We start from the raw sequence: 17,788 nt of genomic DNA on the forward strand, positions 1-17,788 counted from the left end.
GACGGCTAGAAGGGGTCGAACTCGTCGTACTCGCGCTGTGCGACGTCACGCTCGGACTCGCGCTCGCGGCGGCGCTGCGCGGCCGGGCGCGGAGCCTCCATGCGGTGGTCCTCGCCACGGCGGCCGAGCATCTCCGCACCGGCAGCCATGGTCGGCTCCCAGTCGAAGACGACCGCGTTGTCCTCGGCGCCGATGGCCACGCCGTCACCGGCCTGCGCACCGGCCTTGCGGAGGGCGTCCTCGACACCGAGGCGGTTGAGCCGGTCGGCGAGGTAGCCGACGGCCTCGTCGTTGTTGAAGTCGGTCTGGCGGATCCAGCGCTCGGGCTTCTCGCCCCGCACGCGGTAGATGCCGTCGTCCTCCACGGTCACCGTGAAGCCGGCGTCGTCGACGGCCTTGGGCCGGATGACGATCCGGGTCGACTCCTCCTTCGGCCGCGTGGCCCGCGCCTCGGCGATGATCCCGGCGAGGGCGTAGCTGAGCTCGTTGAGGCCCTTGTGCGCGATGGCCGAGACCTCGAAGACGCGGTAGCCGCGCGCCTCCAGGTCGGGGCGGATCATGTCGGCGAGGTCCTGGCCGTCCGGGATGTCGACCTTGTTGAGGGCGACGATGCGCGGGCGGTTCTCGAGGCCGCCGTACAACCGCAGTTCCTCCTCGATCATGTCCAGGTCCGAGACGGGGTCGCGGTCCGACTCCAGCGTCGCGGTGTCCAGGACGTGCACGAGGACGGAGCAGCGCTCGACGTGCCGCAGGAACTCCAGGCCGAGGCCCTTGCCCTGGCTGGCCCCCGGGATGAGCCCCGGGACGTCGGCGATGGTGTAGACGGTCGAGCCAGCGGTGACCACCCCCAGGTTGGGGACGAGGGTCGTGAACGGGTAGTCCGCGATCTTCGGCTTCGCCGCGGAGAGCACCGAGATGAGCGAGGACTTGCCCGCGCTCGGGTAGCCCACGAGGGCGACGTCCGCGACGGTCTTGAGCTCCAGGACGATGTCCCGGCTCTCCCCCGGCTCGCCGAGCAGCGCGAAGCCGGGAGCCTTGCGGCGGGCCGAGGCCAGCGCGGCGTTGCCGAGGCCGCCGCGGCCGCCCTGGCCGGCGACGAAGGTGGTCCCCTGGCCGACCAGGTCCGCGAGGACGTTGCCGGCCTTGTCGAGGACGACGGTGCCGTCCGGGACGGGCAGCACGAGGTCCTGGCCGTCCTTGCCGGAACGGTTGTCACCCGCGCCGGGCTGGCCGTTCGTCGCCTTGCGGTGGGGGTGGTGGTGGTAGTCCAGCAGCGTGGTGACGGACTGCTCGACGACGAGGATCACATCGCCGCCGCGCCCGCCGTTGCCCCCGTCGGGGCCTCCCAGCGGCTTGAACTTCTCACGGTGTACGGAGGCCACGCCGTGGCCTCCGTTACCCGCGGCGGCATGCAGCTCGACGCGGTCCACGAAGGTGGTCATGGTGGGTGCCTCCAGGTACTGCGGAAAAATACGGGATTGTCTCTTGACGTAACGCGCCGAGGGCGGACCCGCTTCCCCGATTACCGGGAAAGCTGGGATCCGCCCTCGGAAGGTGCTGTGACGTTCAGCCGTTGCCTGGATCAGGCAGCGACGGGAACGATGTTCACGACCTTGCGGCCACGGTGCGTACCGAACTCCACCGCACCGGCGGTCAGCGCGAACAGCGTGTCGTCGCCGCCACGGCCGACGCCCGTGCCCGGGTGGAAGTGGGTGCCGCGCTGGCGGACCAGGATCTCACCGGCGTTGACGGCCTGACCGCCGAAGCGCTTCACGCCGAGCCGCTGAGCATTGGAATCGCGCCCGTTCCGAGTGGACGATGCGCCCTTCTTGTGTGCCATGTCTCGTCAGTCCCTTACTTCGCAGCCGCGGGGATACCGGTGACCTTGATCGCCGTGTACTGCTGACGGTGACCCTGGCGACGGCGGTAGCCCGTCTTGTTCTTGTAGCGAAGGATGTCGATCTTCGCGCCCTTGTGGTGGTCCACGATCTCGGCCTGGACCTTGATGCCGTCCAGAACCCAGGGGTCGCTGGTCACGGCGTCGCCGTCGACAACGAGCAGGGTCGAGAGCTCGACCGTGTCGCCAACCTTGGCGGTGGAAATCTTGTCAACCTCAACGATGTCGCCGACAGCAACCTTGTGCTGGCGACCACCGCTGCGCACGATGGCGTACACGCGGATCTCTCTCTCACTCGGAACGGATCCCCTGATGCCAGCCGCCCGCACGGGCCGGGGCCCACGACAGTCCGGAAGGATGAGCGGCCTCCCCCGGGGACGAATCACCGGGAGGGATGTGCTCAGGGGTTAGGCGCACAGAAACACGCCGAGGGTCAAGATTACGGGGAGGGGTGCGGGGGGTCAAACCGGCCGTCGGCGCCGGAGCCCTCGAAGACCTGGCGGCCGACTGGGGACACGCCGCTCGGGCAGGCTTTTTGTTCGGAGATCGTATGATTCCCGGAAGACCCGCGCCACAGAAGGTGGTCCCGTGAACTACCGAGTCCAGCCCACCGCCCAGGTCGACGGGAGTGCCGCGATCGGCGCGGGCAGCAGCATCTGGGAACTGGCGCAGATCCGCGAGGGCGCCAGGCTCGGCGAGGGGTGCGTGATCGGCCGTGGCGCGTACGTGGGCGCCGGCGTGCGCATCGGCGACAACGTCAAGATCCAGAACTACGCGCTCGTGTACGAGCCCGCCGAACTCGGCGACGGAGTCTTCATCGGCCCCGCGGTGGTCCTCACCAACGACCACAACCCGCGGTCGGTCGACGCCGAGGGCCGCCGGAAGCGTGGCGGGGAGTGGGAGGCCGTCGGCGTGCGGATCGCCGAAGGCGCGTCCCTCGGCGCACGTTCGGTCTGCGTGGCACCGGTACGGATCGGCCGCTGGGCCATGGTCGCGGCCGGGGCCGTGGTCACCAAGGACGTGGCGGACTTCGCGCTCGTGGTCGGCGTTCCGGCGCGGTGGACCGGCTGGGTCGGCCGCAGCGGCGTGCGCCTGGTGGAGCGCGAGGGTGAGCCCGGGATCTGGGAGTGCCCCCGGTCCGGTGCGGCGTACGTCGAGGAGGACGGCATCCTGTCCGAGCGCTGAACGGCCGGCCCGCCGGCAGGCCGCACCGAACACGTCGCCACCCTTGCCGGATTCACGCACTCCCCCACGGACCCCCGCTGCGGACGGCCGCACCACGACGCGCCCTCGACACCGCCGGATCACACCCGTCCACGTCCATGGAATTACTTACGATTGCCCCGATATCCCGGATTTGACCTGTCCCGGCAGAAGGGTGCTCAGTGAAAGTCGTCAGCATCGTCGGCGCCCGTCCGCAATTGGTGAAACTGGCACCCGTCTCGGCCGCCTTCGCGGGCACGGAACACGAACACCTCATCGTGCACACGGGACAGCACTACGACGCCGACCTGTCGGATGTGTTCTTCGACGGACTCGGCATCCCCGATCCCGATGTCCACCTGGGTGTCGGCTCCGGAAGTCACGGAGCGCAGACCGGGTCCGTGCTCCAGGCACTCGACCCGGTCCTCGAACGGGAGAGACCGGACTGGGTCCTGGTGTATGGAGACACCAACTCCACCCTCGCCGGGGCGCTGTCCGCGGTGAAGATGCACCTTCCGGTCGCTCACCTGGAAGCGGGACTGCGCTCCTTCAACCGGCGCATGCCGGAGGAGCACAACCGGGTGCTGACCGACCACTGCGCGGACCTCCTCCTCGCGCCGACCGAAGAGGCGATGCGTCACCTCGCGGCGGAGGGGCTCTCCGATCGCTCGGAGCTGGCCGGTGACGTCATGGTCGACGTCTGCCTGCGGATCCGGGACGCGGTGCTCGCGGAAGGGCATCCCGCACCCGTGCTGCCCGGGGGCATCGACCCCGCCCGGCCGTTCCTGCTCGCCACGCTGCACCGTCCGGACAACACCGACGACCCCGGCCGCCTGGCGGCCCTCCTGGAGTCCCTGGCCGGCCTGCCCGTTCCCGTCGCGCTGCTCGCCCACCCCCGCCTGGTCGCCCGCGCCGAGGAGCACGGCCTCGAACTGGAACGGGGTTCCGTCCACGTCGGCCGTCCGCTCCCGTACGCGGACCTCGTCGCCGCCGTGCTGGCCTCCTCCGGCGTCGTCACCGACTCCGGAGGCCTCCAGAAGGAGGCGTTCCTCCTGGAGAGGACCACCACGACCATCCGTCCCGAAACGGAGTGGGTGGAGACGGTGGACACCGGCTGGAACGTCCTGGTGCCCGATCCGCACGCGATGGACGCGGACGCCTGGACCGGCACGGTGACCCGGGCAGCGCCGACGTCCGACCCCGGCACGCCCTACGGCGACGGCCACGCGGCGGAGAACGTCGTCCGCATCGTCGAGGGCTGGGATGCGAAAGGCCGACGCGCGTGACGTGCGGAGTACCTCGAACGTCACAAATAGGCATATGTCACCATGCTAGCGTCATCTGTTATGTCAGCGTCCTCCAGGTCCGGGCCGCCCACGCAAGACGCACGGCCCCACGTGATCTACCTCGCCATCGGTTTCCCGCCGGCTGCGAAGAGCTGCGCCTACCGCATGCGTGAGACGGCGAACCAGTTCGTCGAGGCGGGCTGGGACGTCACCGTCGTCACGATCGCGCGGGATTCCTGGGAGCGGGACTCCGGCGTCGACCTGACTCTCCTGGACCAGGTCGACCCGCTGGTGCGCGTCGTCGAACTGCCCTTGGCACGTGAGGACCTGGAGACGGACATCCGTCTCTACGACGAGGACCGTGCTCTCAGGCCGAACGAATGGGTCGCCCGGCTCCGGGTCCGGCAGACCGGCACCTTCCCGGAGCCGAACTTCGGCGAGTGGCGCGGTGCGCTGGAGCAGGCCGTGCTGGACGTCCACCGTGAACACCACGCGGACCTCCTCCTGGCGAGCTGCGTTCCCTACGTCAACCTCGCCGCGGCGTGGAGGCTGTGGGAGGACGCACGAGTTCCCTACGCGGTGGACTTCCGCGACGGCTGGTCCATCGACGTGATCGAGGGCGTGGAAGCCTTCTCCCGCGACTCCGAGCCCGGGCGCTGGGAGCAGAGGATCGTGGACCACGCGGTCTCCCTCTGGGTGGTCAACGACCCGATCGCCGCGCACTACCGCGAGCGCTACCCGGATTTCGCCGGCCGGGTCCGGGTCGTACGCAACGGTTACGACGCGGACAGCTCACCCGGCCGCGCGCACCGCCCCGACCCCGGGTCCGGTCTCGTCTTCGGTTACCTGGGCACGGTGAACTTCACCGCGCAGCAGCTCGAAACGGTCCTCAGCGCCTGGCGCGCGGCCCGCGAGCAGGAGCCGCTGCTGGCCAACGCGCGCTTCGAGGTACGCGGCCACATCGGCAACGGCGCCGGGCGTGAGGCCAACCGCCACGCCGAGATCCTGAAACAGGCCGAGGACGACGGTGTCCGCTTCGGCGGTCCCGCCGCGAAGGCGGAGGTCGCCTCGGTCTACGCCGGCTGGGACGCCCTGGTCCTCATCCTCATCGGCGGCCGTTACGTCACCTCGGGCAAGGTGTACGAGTACATGGCGACGGGGCTGCCCATCGTCTCCGCGCACGTGGTCGAGCACGACGCGTCGAACGTCCTCCGCGGCCATCCGCTGTGGACCGGCTCCGCGGGCATGGACGAGGAGGTCCTGACCCGTTCGTTCGTCCGCGCGGCGCACATGGCCGTCGGGACCAGCGACACCGTCCACGCGGAGGCGATGGCACACGCGGACCGGTTCACCCGGAGGGCGCTGATGACCGTCGCCGTGCGGGAACTGATCGATCAGCTCGCCTCGGACCGCGTGTCGGGCAGGAGCGCCACGGGCACGGCGGCCCTCGCCGAGAAGCCCATCGTCGCGGGAGGGACCGCATCGTGACGGAGGTTCTGTTCGTCGCCACCAAGCGGCCCGAGCCCGGCATCCTCGCGGATTCGGTGGGCCGGTTCCGTGACCGCGGTGCCAGGGTCCACCTGGCCGGCACCTTCCACGTGGCGCGGGTCGCGGAGGAGTTGTCCCTCATCGCGCTGGACGGGGTGCATCAGCTGCCCCGGGGGCTCTCCCGCAGGAGCGGTTCGGTGCGGCGCAGAGCCAAGGTGTCCCCCCTCGGAATGCGGGTGTGGCTGCAGTCGCAGCGGGACCGTGGGTTCCGGCGGCGTGCTCTGCGGGCTCAGGTCATCGTGGCCCTGGACCCGGGCGCCGTCTACACCGTGTGGCGGCTCTCGCGGTACAACCCGACGGCCGAGGCCCACTTCGGCGTCGTGGCCGCGCTCACGGCGCTCGACAAGCGGGGGCAGCGGGGGACGGTCACCCGCCGGGTCGTGTTCCCGGCTCCGGGCGCGGTCGCACAGGACGTACGGCGCTCCGTCGACGGCATCCCGGCCGCCGTGATGCGCACGGCGACCGCGCGGCCCGTCATGCGGTCCGCCCTCGGGGCCCGGCTCTGGCGCTCGGCCGTCAGCGCTCCGGGTGTGCCGGTCACAGCCCGGGTGGCGGCGGCCCGCTACGTCGCGGAGGGCATGCGGTGGGCCGGACGTACCAGCGGGGCCGCCATGGCGCTCACGACGGCGGCCTCCAGGATCCCCGACCTCGCGCTCCGGGCGAAGCTGCTCGACGAGGGCGTCATGACGGAGATCGCCGAGGGCATCAGCCCCCGCGACCTCCACGGAGCGGTCGGTGCCCACCTCGCCCAGGCCGACGAGCAGTACGCCGTGGGCAACCACGAGGTCGCGTCCGAGGCTCTGAACCGGGCGCTGTTCCTCTGCTTCCACCGCATGCTGCACGTGGACGGGCTGAGCTCGCCGCTCGTCGAGAACGCTCGGGAGCACACCGCGAGCCTCCGGGTCTCCACCGCGTTCCGGGCGGTCTCCCGGCCCCGGGGCAGGCAGACCCCCGCCGCGAGCCCTCCCCCCGGCCGTCCGCTGCGCCTGCTCGTCACCACGAGCGCCAACGCCAACTTCCTCCATCACGTCCTGGCACGGTACGAGGACCATCCGCGGGTCGAGCTCCGCTACCTGGACCTTGCCTCCCGGAAGGCACTCAGCCGCATCTCGTGGGCCGCGCGGCTCATGCTGGAGGACCGGCTGGCCGGTGGCACGACCGGCTACCAGGCGGAAGTCGAGCGGCTGATGCGTCCCCACCTGGACTGGGCGGACACGGTGTTCCTCGACTGGTCGGTCGGCCCCGCCTCGATGCTCACCACCATCGATCCCGGCGACACCCGCATCATGGTGCGGTTGCACAGCTACGAGGCGTTCACGCGGTGGCCTCACATGACGGACTTCTCCCGCGTCGACGACCTCGTCTTCGTCGCACCGCACGTGAAGGACCTGGTCACGTCGCTGGTACCGCATCTGCGCGGTACCGGCGCACCGCGGACCCACCTGCTCGACAACGCGATGGAGCTCTCCCGCTTCGTCCGGCCCAAGCCGGCCGAAGCCCGGTTCAACCTCGGTCTGATCGGGGTCAGCCAGGTCGCCAAGGATCCGCTGTGGGCGGTGGACGTGCTCAAGCGCGTGCGTGAGCACGACGAGCGCTACCGGCTGCTTCTGGTGGGCGGTGACATGGACCCGAAGACCAGCAGGGCCACCGCCGACTACCGCAGGCGCCTCGAGCGGGCGCTGAAGCCGCTCGTCGCCTCCGGCGCGGTGGTACGGCTGGGCCCGACCGACGACGTTCCCGGTGTGCTGAGCGACATCGGTGTGATCCTCAGTTCTTCCCTGCGCGAGGGATGCCACGTGGGTCTGATGGAGGGCGCCGCGAGCGCCGCCCTGCCGGTCGTCCGCGACTGGCCCTTCTACGCCGGCCGGGCGAACAGCGCGAGGACCCTGTACCCCGGGGGCTGGGTCGTCGGCTCTCCCGAGGAGGCCGCCCGGCGCATCCTGGACGCCACCTCGACCGAGGAGTCCTGGCGGGAGGCGGGCGGGCCGGCTTCGGAGCACGCTCTCTCGGCCTGGGACTGGAGCGTCGTGGCGAAGCGGTTCGACCGGCTCTTCCTCGGCGAGGGCTGATCCGGCGCGGGCCGTCCGGTCAGCCGCCGATGACGACGCGACGGACCCCCGCCCAGTTGGCCGGGTCCGTCGTACGGCGGCCGTCGACGAGTACGCGGACGTCCGGCAGATCGGCAGCGGCCAGCTCCCGGTACTCCGGGTGGTCGGCCTGGAGGATCGCGGCGGTGACGGTCTGGCCCGCGTGCGGCACGAGGCCGTGCGCGGTCAGTTCGCCGGCCGTGTACAGCGGGTCGGAGACGAAGGGCACCGCGCCGCGGGCCCTCAGCGCCTCGACGACCCCGAAGACTCCGGAGAAGGCGGTCTCCTTGACTCCCCCGCGGTAGGCGGCGCCCAGCACCAGGACCCCGGCACCGTCCAGGTCGCCGTACGCGGCGGCCAGCAGGTCGACGGCGTATCCGGGCATCGCGGCGTTGGTCTCACGGGCCGAGCGCACGACGGTGGCCTCCGGGTCGTTCCACAGGTACATCCGCGGGTAGACCGGGATGCAGTGGCCGCCCACGGCGATGCCGGGCTGGTGGATGTGGCTGTAGGGCTGGCTGTTGCAGGCCTCGATGACCTTCCTGACGTCGATGCCGTTCCTGTCGGCGAACCGGGCGAACTGGTTGGCCAGACCGATGTTGACGTCGCGGTAGGTGGTCTCGGCGAGCTTGGCCAGCTCGGAGGCCTCCGCCGTACCGAGGTCCCAGACGCCGTTCGGACGTGGCAGGTCCTCACGGTCGTCGAAGTCGAGCACGGCCTCGTAGAACTCCGCTCCCCGCTGTGAGGACGCCTCGTCGATGCCGCCGACGAGCTTCGGATAGCGGCGCAGGTCTGCGAAGACACGGCCGGTCAGCACCCGTTCCGGGGAGAAGACGAGGTGGAAGTCCACACCCGGCGTCAGGCCGGAACCCTCGGCGAGCATGGGCGCCCAGCGCGTGCGCGTGGTGCCCACCGGCAGGGTGGTCTCGTAGCTGACGAGGGTGCCCGGCTTCAGGCCCGCCGCGATCGCCTTCGTCGCCGAGTCCATCCAGCCGAAGTCCGGAGTGCCCTCGGTGTCCACGAACAGCGGTACGACCACGACGACGGCGTCGGACGCGGCGACCGCGGCCGTGGTGTCCGTCGTCGCGGAGAGCAGGCCCGCGCCGACGGTCTCCTTGAGCCCGACGTCCAGACCGTGCTCACCGGGGAACGGCTCCGTGGCCGCGTTGACGAGTTCGACGACCTTCGCGTCGATGTCCGCGCCCCTGACCGTGTGGCCCTTGGCCGCGAACTGCACGGCGAGCGGGAGGCCGATCTTTCCCAGCGCGACTACACAGATGTTCATCGGGTCACTTCTCTCCTCAGCCTGGTCAGCGTGTCGCGCAGCCCCTTTCCCACACCCGGGTCCGCCTCCCACAGGGGCGCCGTCGTGATCACGAGCCGGCCCTTGGCGTTCCGGTTCGCCGACGCCCTGTACGGAACGGTCTGCCGCCATCGGAGGGCCAGAGGCAGCGGCTTCCCGCCGGTTCTCAGCGGGATCTCGTACGTCGAGCCTGCCACGTCCACGTATACCCGGACGCCGAGCTTCGCCTGCACGGCGCGAACCGGGATCCGCGCGTGGACCGCCGTCGCCCGGCCGTCGTCGGTCGGCACATGGTCGAACTTCCCGTCAGGAACCGCGAGCGCGCGGCCGGCCGGGAGACGGCGCGCGCCGGGCCCGTCGGCGCTCTTCGGCATGGCCCCCTGGACCAGACGCACGGTCAGGGAGCCGGTGTCACCCAGCACGCCGGCCCTGAGCGTGAGCACGAGCCACAGGTCGTCGCCGTCCTGCTCCCATCCGGCGGCGACGAACTCCGTGCCCTGTGCCAGCCGCCCGGGCACGGTCTCGCCGAGCAGCTCGTAGACCCGGTCGGGAAGGCCGAGGGCCTCGTCGCGGAAGCCGGGGTACATCGCGAAGGCCCGGCCTGCCTCCAGGTGGAAGGGCGGGGCGCCGTGCGCCGTCCCGTCCGTGACGGCGCGGACCAGGTCGTCCACGGCGCCCGCCTGCGCGAGGCAGATCCGCACCCGGCGCCCGACGTCGAGGGAGTCCCTGAGCCCGTCGGTGAGGTACGCGTCCGCCAGGGCGGCGATCCCCGCACACACCTCTCGCCGGACCCCGGCTTCGAGGGCCGGGAAGTCGCCCTGCACGAGCTTGGAGAGCTCCCAGGTGAAGTGCCGCCGGAGAAGCGCGTCCCGGTCGGGGCCTGCCTCCACCAGGGCGGCGGCGTGCTTCATGATCGCCGCGGTGCAGCGCAGCCGGGACAGGTGGTCGGCCCGATAGGTGATGTTTCCCGCGTCACCACGCTTCACCGCGTAGTAGAAGTCGTAGTCCGCCAGAACCGAGATCCTGCGGGCCCGGACACACGCCTCGACGGTGAACGGCTGGTCGCTGCCCACCGGCAGGTCCTCCGGAAAGCGCAGCCCGTGCCTCTCCACCAGCTCGCGGCGGAAGAGCTTGGTGTTCGCCAGGGTGAAGGGCAGCGCCGAGTGGAAGAGGCTGACGTCCGGATCGTTCTCCTTGTAGAGCTCCTGGTGCACGTACCGGCCGTTGGTCCCGACCATCTTGCCTATGACCACGTCGGAGCCGTACGCGTCCGCGCAGCCCACCATGCGCGCGAGGGCTTCCTCGCCCAGGTGGTCGTCGGAGCCGACGAAGTACACGTACCGCCCGGTGGCCACCTCCAGGGCACGGTTGCTCGGCGCCGCCGGGCCCCCGGAGTTCTCCTGGTGGATGACCCTGACGGTGCCCGGGTACTCCGCCGCGAAGCGGTCCAGTTCCGCACCGCTCCCGTCGGTCGACCCGTCGTCCACGGCGACGACCTCGAGCCGGTCGGCCCCGATGCTCTGCCCCACGAGTGAGTTCAGGCAGTCGGTGAGATACGGCATCGTGTTGTAGACGGCTACGACCACGGAGACGTCGGGCCGGGTCAACTGGCCACCTCGGGCGACGTCGTTCCCCCGTCCAGCCGCACGGCGAGTCCGGTGGAAGCCGATTCCAGCAGCCCCTCCGCCACCTCGACGGTCCGCAGGCCCTGACGCAGGGTGCAGATGTCGGCGGGCAGGCCCATGACGGCGTCCCGGAAGAGCTCGTGCTCCACCAGCAGCGGCTCACGCTTCGGGATCGCGTAGCGGATCATGTCGCCCTCGGAGACGCCGCGGAACGCGCGCAGGGCCTCCCATTCGGTGGTCACCGCCGCGTTCGAGTGGAACGTGAGGTCGCCGGTCAGGGTGTCCGCGATGAAGCAGCCGCGCTCACCGGTGACCGAGGTGAAGCGTTCCTTGAGCGGGCTCAGCCAGTTGACCAGGTGATTGACCATGGTGCCGTCGGAGAGCTTGCCCACCGCGGAGATCATGTCCTCGTGCGGCCGGCCGGACTTGGAGACGGTGTGGGCCGCTATGGAGGTGTACGTCCGGCCCGTGACCCAGGCCGTCAGGTCGATGTCGTGCGTGGCGAGGTCCTTGACCACGCCGACGTCCGCGATGCGGTGCGGGAAGGGGCCCTGACGGCGGGTGACGACCTGGAAGACCTCACCGAGATCGCCGGCCTGCAGACGGCCGCGCAGCGAATGCAGGGCCGGGTTGCAGCGCTCGATGTGGCCGACACCGGCCACCAGGTTCCGTGACCCGAAGGCGTCGAGGAGGCGTCGGGCGCCTTCCGCGGTGTCGGCGAGAGGCTTCTCGATCAGGGCGCCGACACCGGCTTGGGCCAGCCGGAGCCCGATCTCTCCGTGCAGTGCGGTCGGGCAGGCCACCACCGCGTAGTCGATGCCGAGCGCGATGAGGTCCTCGACGGTCGGCAGGACAGGGGCTCCCTGCGCCCAGCCGTTCTTGTCACCCAGGGGATCGACGACTCCGGCCAGGGACACACCTTCGAGTCCGGCGAGGACACGGGCGTGGTTGCGGCCCATGGAGCCGAGACCGACGAGGCCGGCCTTCAGTGCGGTGGTGGTCACAGCCCCTCCCCCAGTGCGTTCACGGCCTCGGCGATGCGGGCCGGATCCCCCTCGCCGAGCGAGGGGTGGACGGGGAGCGAGACGACCTCGGCGGCGGCCCGCTCGGTCTCCGGCAGGTCCCAGTTCCGGCCGGCCTTCTGGTCCGGCTCCCAGTACGGCCTGAGCCGGTGGATGGGTGTCGGGTAGTAGACCGCGTTGCCGATGCCGGCCTCGGTGAGCCCGGCCATGAAGGCATCGCGGTCGCCCCGGACCCGGATCGTGTACTGGTGGTAGACGTGCCGGGCGCCTTCGGCGACGGGCGGCGTGGTGACGTTCGGGGCGGTGATGTGCGCGTCGAGGTAGGCGGCGTGGGCGCGGCGGCGTTCGGTCCATCCGGCGACCTTGGCCAGCTGTACGCGGCCGACGGCGGCGGCCACATCCGTCATGCGCATGTTGGCGCCGACGATCTCGTTGGCGTACCGCTGCTCCATGCCCTGGTTACGCAGGAGGCGCAGGGTGCGGGCGAGCTCGGCGTCGGCGGTGGTGATCATGCCGCCCTCGAGGGCGTGCATGTTCTTGGTCGGGTAGAAACTGAACGTCCCGCCTTCGCCGAACGCGCCGACAGGGGTGCCGTTCAGAGCCGCCGCGTGCGCCTGGCACGCGTCTTCGACCACGGCGAGTCCGTGTTTCCGCGCAAGGGGCCCGAGCTCGTCCATCGCCGCCGGGTGACCGTAGAGGTGGACCGGCATGACGGCGGCCGTGCGGGGTGTGACGGCCGCCTCGACAGCGGCCGGGTCCAGGCCGTAGCCGCCCGGCTCGATGTCGGCGAACACCACGTCGGCACCGGCCAGCCGGACCGCGTTCGCGGAGGCCGCGAAGGAGAAGGAGGGGACGATCACCTCGTCGCCGGGGCCGATGCCGAGGGCGAGCAGGAGAAGATGCAGCGCGGAGGTACCGGAGCTGACGGCGACACAGTGCCGTCCGTCGACCAGCTCGGAGAAGCCCTCCTCGAAGGCCGCGACCTCGGGGCCCTGCACGACGCGCCCGCTGCGCAGCACGCGTACCGCGGCCTCGATCTCCTCTTCGCCGATGACGGGGTGGGCGGCGGGTATCGGTTGCTCGTCGATGGTCGTCATGGACGTCCTCCCTGAACACCGCAGGAGCACTCCACAGGCGGGGTTCCGGGGTGCGGGAGGTCTCACGGGACCGCGCGTAACCCCACCGGCACAAGGCCGACGACCCACCGAGGAGCAGGACCCGGCCGGCATTGAACCGGGGTGGCCACCGAACGTGTTCCCTCGGTCTCTCCCAGGAAGCAACGCCGACGACCGTCGTCACATTATGGGCGATTTCTACTGATTTCTCATGTTCACGGACCGGCGCCCGTCGGACGCACCGGGTCCGGACCGAAAAAAACGTGTCCCGCCCCGAAGGCTTCGGGGCGGGACACGTATGGATGAAGACCGGTCACGGACCGATCAGTCGGTGGTCGTCCCCGAATCGGCGGGCCCGGTCGAAGCCGACACGGACGGCGACGACTGCTCGGCAGCCACGGTCTTCTTCGCGGTCGCCTTCTTCGTCGCCGTCTTCTTCGCGGCGGTCTTCTTCGCGACCGTCTTGGCGGCGGTCTTCTTGGTGGCCGCCTTCTTCGCGGTCTTCCGCGCTGCGGTCTTCTTGGCCGGAGCCTCCGATTCCGCAGCGTCGGTGCCGGGGGCACCGGGCGCTTCGGAGTCGGCGCCCGTGGCCACGACGGCCGCTGCCTCCTCGGTGCCTGCAGGCGATCCCGCCGGGGCGGTGACCTTGCGGGTGACCCGGCGGCGGGCACGCGGCGCGGCGGCCGGAGCCGCCTCCTCGCCGGCCGCCGGCGCCTCGGGCTCCGCCGCCTTCTCCGCCTTCGCGGACGCGGCGGGCGCCGGGGCCTCCACAACCGGGTCCTCGGCCGCGACGGGCTCCGCCGCGGGCTCGACCGGCTGCGCCGGAGGTGTCACATCGGCCTGCTTGGGCGAACCCGCCGGGGCGGTCGCCTTCCGGGTCGCCCTGCGACGCGTACGGGCCGGAGGTGCGGCCTCCGCCTCGGGGGCGGCCGGAGCCTCCACCGGGGCCTCGGCGGCCGGCTCGGGCTGCGGCTTCTCCTCGGCCGCCGGAACCACCGGGGCGGTCTCGGCGACAGGGGTGGGTGCACCGGCCGGAGCCGTGGCCTTGCGGGTCGCGCGCCGACGGCCACGGCCACGCGAGGCCGCCGCCTCGGCCTCGGCCGGGCTGCTGTACAGCTCCTCGTCGGCGACGAACTCCGGCTCGGGCAGCGCCACCGGGGCGGCGACCTCCGCGGCCACCTCGGCCTCGGTCTCCACCTCGGCCTGCTGATCGGCCTGCTCGTGCTCATGGCCGTGCTCGTGCTCGTGCTCGTGTCCGGCGCCGCCGCGGCCGCGCTTCTTGGACCGCTTCCCGCCGCCGCCACCGGCGGCCGTGGGCTGCTCCATGTGGACGATCACGCCGCGCCCGTTGCAGTGCACGCAGGTCTCGGAGAAGGACTCCAGCAGGCCCTGGCCCACCCGCTTGCGGGTCATCTGGACCAAGCCCAGCGACGTGACCTCGGCGACCTGGTGCTTCGTACGGTCGCGGCCCAGGCACTCCAGCAGTCGCCGCAGCACCAGGTCCCGGTTGGACTCCAGCACCATGTCGATGAAGTCGACGACGACGATGCCTCCGAGGTCGCGCAGGCGCAGCTGCCGCACGATCTCCTCGGCCGCCTCCAGGTTGTTCTTGGTGACGGTCTCCTCGAGGTTTCCGCCCTGCCCGGTGAACTTGCCGGTGTTGACGTCGACGACGACCATCGCCTCGGTCTTGTCGATCACCAGCGAGCCGCCGCTCGGCAGGTAGACCTTGCGGTCCAGCGCCTTCATCAGCTGCTCGTCGATGCGGTACGTCGCGAACACGTCGACCTCGGAGGTCCAGCGCGAGAGCCGGTCCGTCAGGTCGGGGGCCACGTGCGACACATAGCCGTGGATCGTCTCCCAGGCGTCGTCACCGCTGACGATCACCTTCGAGAAGTCCTCGTTGAAGATGTCCCGGACAACCCGGACGGTCATGTCCGGCTCGCCGTAGAGCAGCGTCGGCGCGTTGGAGCTGCTGGTGCTCTTCGACTTCTTCTGGATCTCTTCCCACTGCTGCTGCAGCCGCTCGACGTCACGGCGCAGCTCGTCCTCGCTCGCACCCTCGGCCGCGGTGCGCACGATGACGCCCGCGTCCTCGGGGACGATCTTCTTGAGGATGGTCTTCAGCCGGGCGCGCTCCGTGTCGGGCAGCTTGCGGCTGATACCGGTCATCGAGCCCTCGGGCACGTAGACCAGGTAACGGCCGGGCAGCGAGACCTGGCTGGTCAGGCGGGCGCCCTTGTGGCCGATCGGGTCCTTCGTCACCTGGACGAGGACGGACTGGCCGGACTTCAGCGCGGTCTCGATGCGGCGCGGCCCGTGAGCCATGCCGAGCGCCTCGAAGTTGACCTCGCCCGCGTACAGGACGGCGTTGCGGCCCTTGCCGATGTCGACGAACGCGGCCTCCATGGACGGCAGTACGTTCTGCACCTTGCCCAGGTAGACGTTGCCGACGTAGCTGGTGGCCTGCTCCTTGTTGACGTAGTGCTCGACGAGCACGTTGTCCTCGAGGACACCGATCTGGGTGCGCTCTCCGCTCTGACGGACGACCATGACGCGCTCGACGGCCTCACGGCGGGCCAGGAACTCGGCCTCCGTGATGATCGGGACGCGGCGGCGGCCCTGCTCGCGGCCTTCGCGGCGGCGCTGCTTCTTGGCCTCCATGCGGGTCGAGCCCTTGATGGACTGGACCTCGTCGAAGCCGGTGCCGGGCTCGCGCTCGGCTTCCTTCTTGCGCGGCTCGCGGACCTTGACGACCGTGCGCTCCGGGTCGTCCGTGCCCGTGTCCTCACCGGAGGCGTCGCTGCGGCGGCGCCGCCGGCGACGGCGACGGCTGCTGCTGGACCCGGAGGACTCGTGCTCGTCGTCCTCGTCGTCGTCCTGTGCCTGCTGCTCGTCCTCGGAACGGTCGGCCGCGGCGTCGTCCTGCTGCTCGCCGTCGTCCGTGTCGTTGGCCTCCCCGCGACGGCGACGACGGCCACCACGACGGCGACGGCGCGAGGGCCGGTCCCCGTACTCATCCGATTCGTCGCCCTCGTGCTCGGCGTCCGTCTCGGGCTCTGCCTCTTCCTCGGCGTCGGGAGCGGTCTGCTCGGCCGGGAGCGTGACAGGCGTCGCGGCCGGCTCGGTCTCGACGGCCTCGCCACGACGGCGACGACGGCGGCGCGAACCGCCCTGCGGCGCGGACTCGGCCTCGGCGGGCTCGGCGGGGGCTGCGGCCTCGGCGGTCTGCCTGGCCTCGGTCTTGCGGGGCGCGCGGTCCTGGGGCTTCTGCTCCTCGGCCTCGTCGCTCGTGTCGTAGGCCGGGGTGTCCGAGACGGCCGCCGCTGCCGCGGCGGTCTCCGGGGTCTGGAACATCGGCTCGGAGAAGACCGGAGCCTGGAACACGGCCACGGCGGGACGCGTCGCGCGACGGCCCTTGCGGGCCGGCTCCTCGACCTTGCCGGTGAACTCGGGGCGGCCCGCGGCGGCGGTGGCACGGCGGCGCTGACGGCCTCGCGGCGCGGCCTCCTCGACCTGCTCGGTCTCGGCGGCCAGTTCCTCGGCGACGACTGCGGGGAGGCTCTCGGCCTTCTCGGCGGCCGCTTCGGCGACCTCCTCGACGGGCTGCGGGGAGCCTGCCGGAGCGCTCGCCCTACGGGAGGCGCGGCGGCGGCCACGGGGGGCCTCCACGACAGGGGCCTCGGCGGCCTCCTCGGCGCGCGTGGGCTCTGCGGGGGCTTCGGCCACCGGCTCGGCCTCGGTCGGGGCCTCGGCGTCCCGGAGGCCCTGCGGCGCACCGGCCGGAGCCGACGCACGGCGGCGGGCACGGCCTCGCGGCGCGGCGGGCTCGGCCGGTTCCACGGGCGCGGAGGCTTCGGCGACGGGCTCGGGGGCCTTCACCGGCTCGGCCGCGGCGGTGTCCTGCGCGACGGCCTCCGCCGGCTGAGGGGCACCTGCCGGAGCGGTGGCCTTGCGGGTGGCGCGGCGGCGGCCGCGGGGGGCCTCCACGACAGGGGCCTCGGCGGCCTCCTCGGCCTCGTCCTCGGCGGGAGCGGTCTCGGCGACCGGCTCCACGACCTCGGCGGCCTGGGGCGCGCCCGCCGGAGCGGTGGCCTTGCGGGTGGCGCGGCGGCGGCCACGGGGGGCCTCGGCCACGGGCTCGGCGACCGGGGCCTCGGCGGGCTCCGCAGTCGGTGCGGTCTCGGCGACCGGCTCCACGACCTCGGCGGCCTGGGGGGCGCCCGCCGGAGCGGTGGCCTTGCGCACCGCACGGCGGCGGGTGCGCGCCGGGGGCGCGGCCTCGGCGGCGGGTTCGGCGGTTTCCCCGGCAGCGGCCGGTATGGCCGGCGTGACGTTCTCGGCGTCGGCCGCGCCCGGCGCGCCCGACGGCGGGCCGGCAGGGCGGGAAGCGGCGCGGCGCCTGCGGCGCGGCGGCAGCTTGTCCCCGGGGGCGTTGTTCTCTTCGGTGTTCCCGGTCGTACCGGAATCGTTCGGCTCGTGCATGCGGGCGGTTCTCCCGTCGCGCTCCCGGGCGCCACGCCTGAGTCCGGTCCGACGCGATTCGCGTGATGTGCGCGATACCGCCGTCCGGGGCGCGGGCGCCGCACGGGAGCTGATGTCTGGCTCGCCGGTTCCGTACGTGTGAGGTACGGCCTGGCGAAAGTCTTATGGGGCGGTACGCGGCCCGACCCAGGTGGCTCCCGAGTCCAAGGGCTGCGCT

12 protein-coding genes are annotated in these 17,788 nt (G+C 71.8%); 4 read left to right on the plus strand and 8 right to left on the minus strand.

All coding sequences use genetic code 11. The features are described 5' to 3' along the window. Positions 1-5: 5 nt before the first annotated feature. From obgE to rplU, 3 genes are all read right to left on the minus strand, one after another. Complete coding sequence (gene obgE / locus ABZ441_RS26550; protein ID WP_205020347.1) at positions 6-1,442, minus strand: GTPase ObgE; 1,437 nt, start codon at positions 1,440-1,442, stop codon at positions 6-8. Between the two features lie 140 nt (positions 1,443-1,582). Next, the gene (rpmA, locus tag ABZ441_RS26555; protein WP_014045902.1) at positions 1,583-1,840 is read right to left on the minus strand and encodes a 50S ribosomal protein L27; all 258 of its coding nucleotides are present in this window, start codon (positions 1,838-1,840) and stop codon (positions 1,583-1,585) included. A gap of 14 nt (positions 1,841-1,854) precedes the next feature. Next, positions 1,855-2,175 (minus strand): 50S ribosomal protein L21, encoded by a 321-nt coding sequence (gene rplU / locus ABZ441_RS26560; protein ID WP_015577124.1) that lies wholly within the window; start codon positions 2,173-2,175, stop codon positions 1,855-1,857. 310 nt (positions 2,176-2,485) lie between these two features. Here rplU and ABZ441_RS26565 point away from each other — a divergent pair, with 310 nt between their 5' ends. The 4 genes from ABZ441_RS26565 to ABZ441_RS26580 all read left to right on the plus strand — a co-directional run bounded on the left by ABZ441_RS26565 (position 2,486) and on the right by ABZ441_RS26580 (position 8,003). Next, a complete protein-coding gene (locus ABZ441_RS26565; protein WP_358978595.1) occupies positions 2,486-3,082 on the plus strand; it encodes an acyltransferase in 597 nt (198 codons plus the stop codon). A 200-nt stretch (positions 3,083-3,282) separates the two neighbouring features. Then, positions 3,283-4,386: a UDP-N-acetylglucosamine 2-epimerase (non-hydrolyzing) gene (gene wecB, locus ABZ441_RS26570; RefSeq protein WP_358978597.1), complete on the plus strand. Its 1,104-nt coding sequence runs from the start codon at positions 3,283-3,285 to the stop codon at positions 4,384-4,386. A 111-nt stretch (positions 4,387-4,497) separates the two neighbouring features. Continuing rightward, entirely contained in the window at positions 4,498-5,874 is a 1,377-nt protein-coding gene (locus ABZ441_RS26575; RefSeq protein WP_358978683.1) for a glycosyltransferase, read from the plus strand. Next, positions 5,871-8,003 (plus strand): glycosyltransferase family 1 protein, encoded by a 2,133-nt coding sequence (locus ABZ441_RS26580; protein ID WP_358978599.1) that lies wholly within the window; start codon positions 5,871-5,873, stop codon positions 8,001-8,003. The genes ABZ441_RS26575 and ABZ441_RS26580 overlap by 4 nt, the downstream gene beginning before the upstream one ends. 19 nt (positions 8,004-8,022) lie before the next feature. Here the strand turns inward: ABZ441_RS26580 and ABZ441_RS26585 are convergent, their stop codons facing one another. The 5 genes from ABZ441_RS26585 to ABZ441_RS26605 form a co-directional block, all read right to left on the minus strand. Next, complete coding sequence (locus ABZ441_RS26585; protein ID WP_358978601.1) at positions 8,023-9,306, minus strand: nucleotide sugar dehydrogenase; 1,284 nt, start codon at positions 9,304-9,306, stop codon at positions 8,023-8,025. Further along, complete coding sequence (locus ABZ441_RS26590; protein WP_358978603.1) at positions 9,303-10,931, minus strand: glycosyltransferase; 1,629 nt, start codon at positions 10,929-10,931, stop codon at positions 9,303-9,305. The genes ABZ441_RS26585 and ABZ441_RS26590 overlap by 4 nt, the downstream gene beginning before the upstream one ends. Then, complete coding sequence (locus ABZ441_RS26595; protein ID WP_358978605.1) at positions 10,928-11,953, minus strand: Gfo/Idh/MocA family oxidoreductase; 1,026 nt, start codon at positions 11,951-11,953, stop codon at positions 10,928-10,930. The genes ABZ441_RS26590 and ABZ441_RS26595 overlap by 4 nt, the downstream gene beginning before the upstream one ends. Continuing rightward, positions 11,950-13,068, minus strand: coding sequence for a DegT/DnrJ/EryC1/StrS family aminotransferase (locus tag ABZ441_RS26600; RefSeq protein ID WP_358978607.1), 1,119 nt, complete (start codon positions 13,066-13,068; stop codon positions 11,950-11,952). Before ABZ441_RS26600 ends, ABZ441_RS26595 begins: the two co-directional genes overlap by 4 nt. 342 nt (positions 13,069-13,410) lie before the next feature. After that, positions 13,411-17,571 (minus strand): Rne/Rng family ribonuclease, encoded by a 4,161-nt coding sequence (locus ABZ441_RS26605; RefSeq protein ID WP_358978609.1) that lies wholly within the window; start codon positions 17,569-17,571, stop codon positions 13,411-13,413. Between the last annotated feature and the right edge of the window lie 217 nt (positions 17,572-17,788).

The sequence above is a fragment of the Streptomyces sp. NPDC005752 genome (genome assembly GCF_040630715.1).
Classification (GTDB): Bacteria; Actinomycetota; Actinomycetes; order Streptomycetales; family Streptomycetaceae; genus Streptomyces.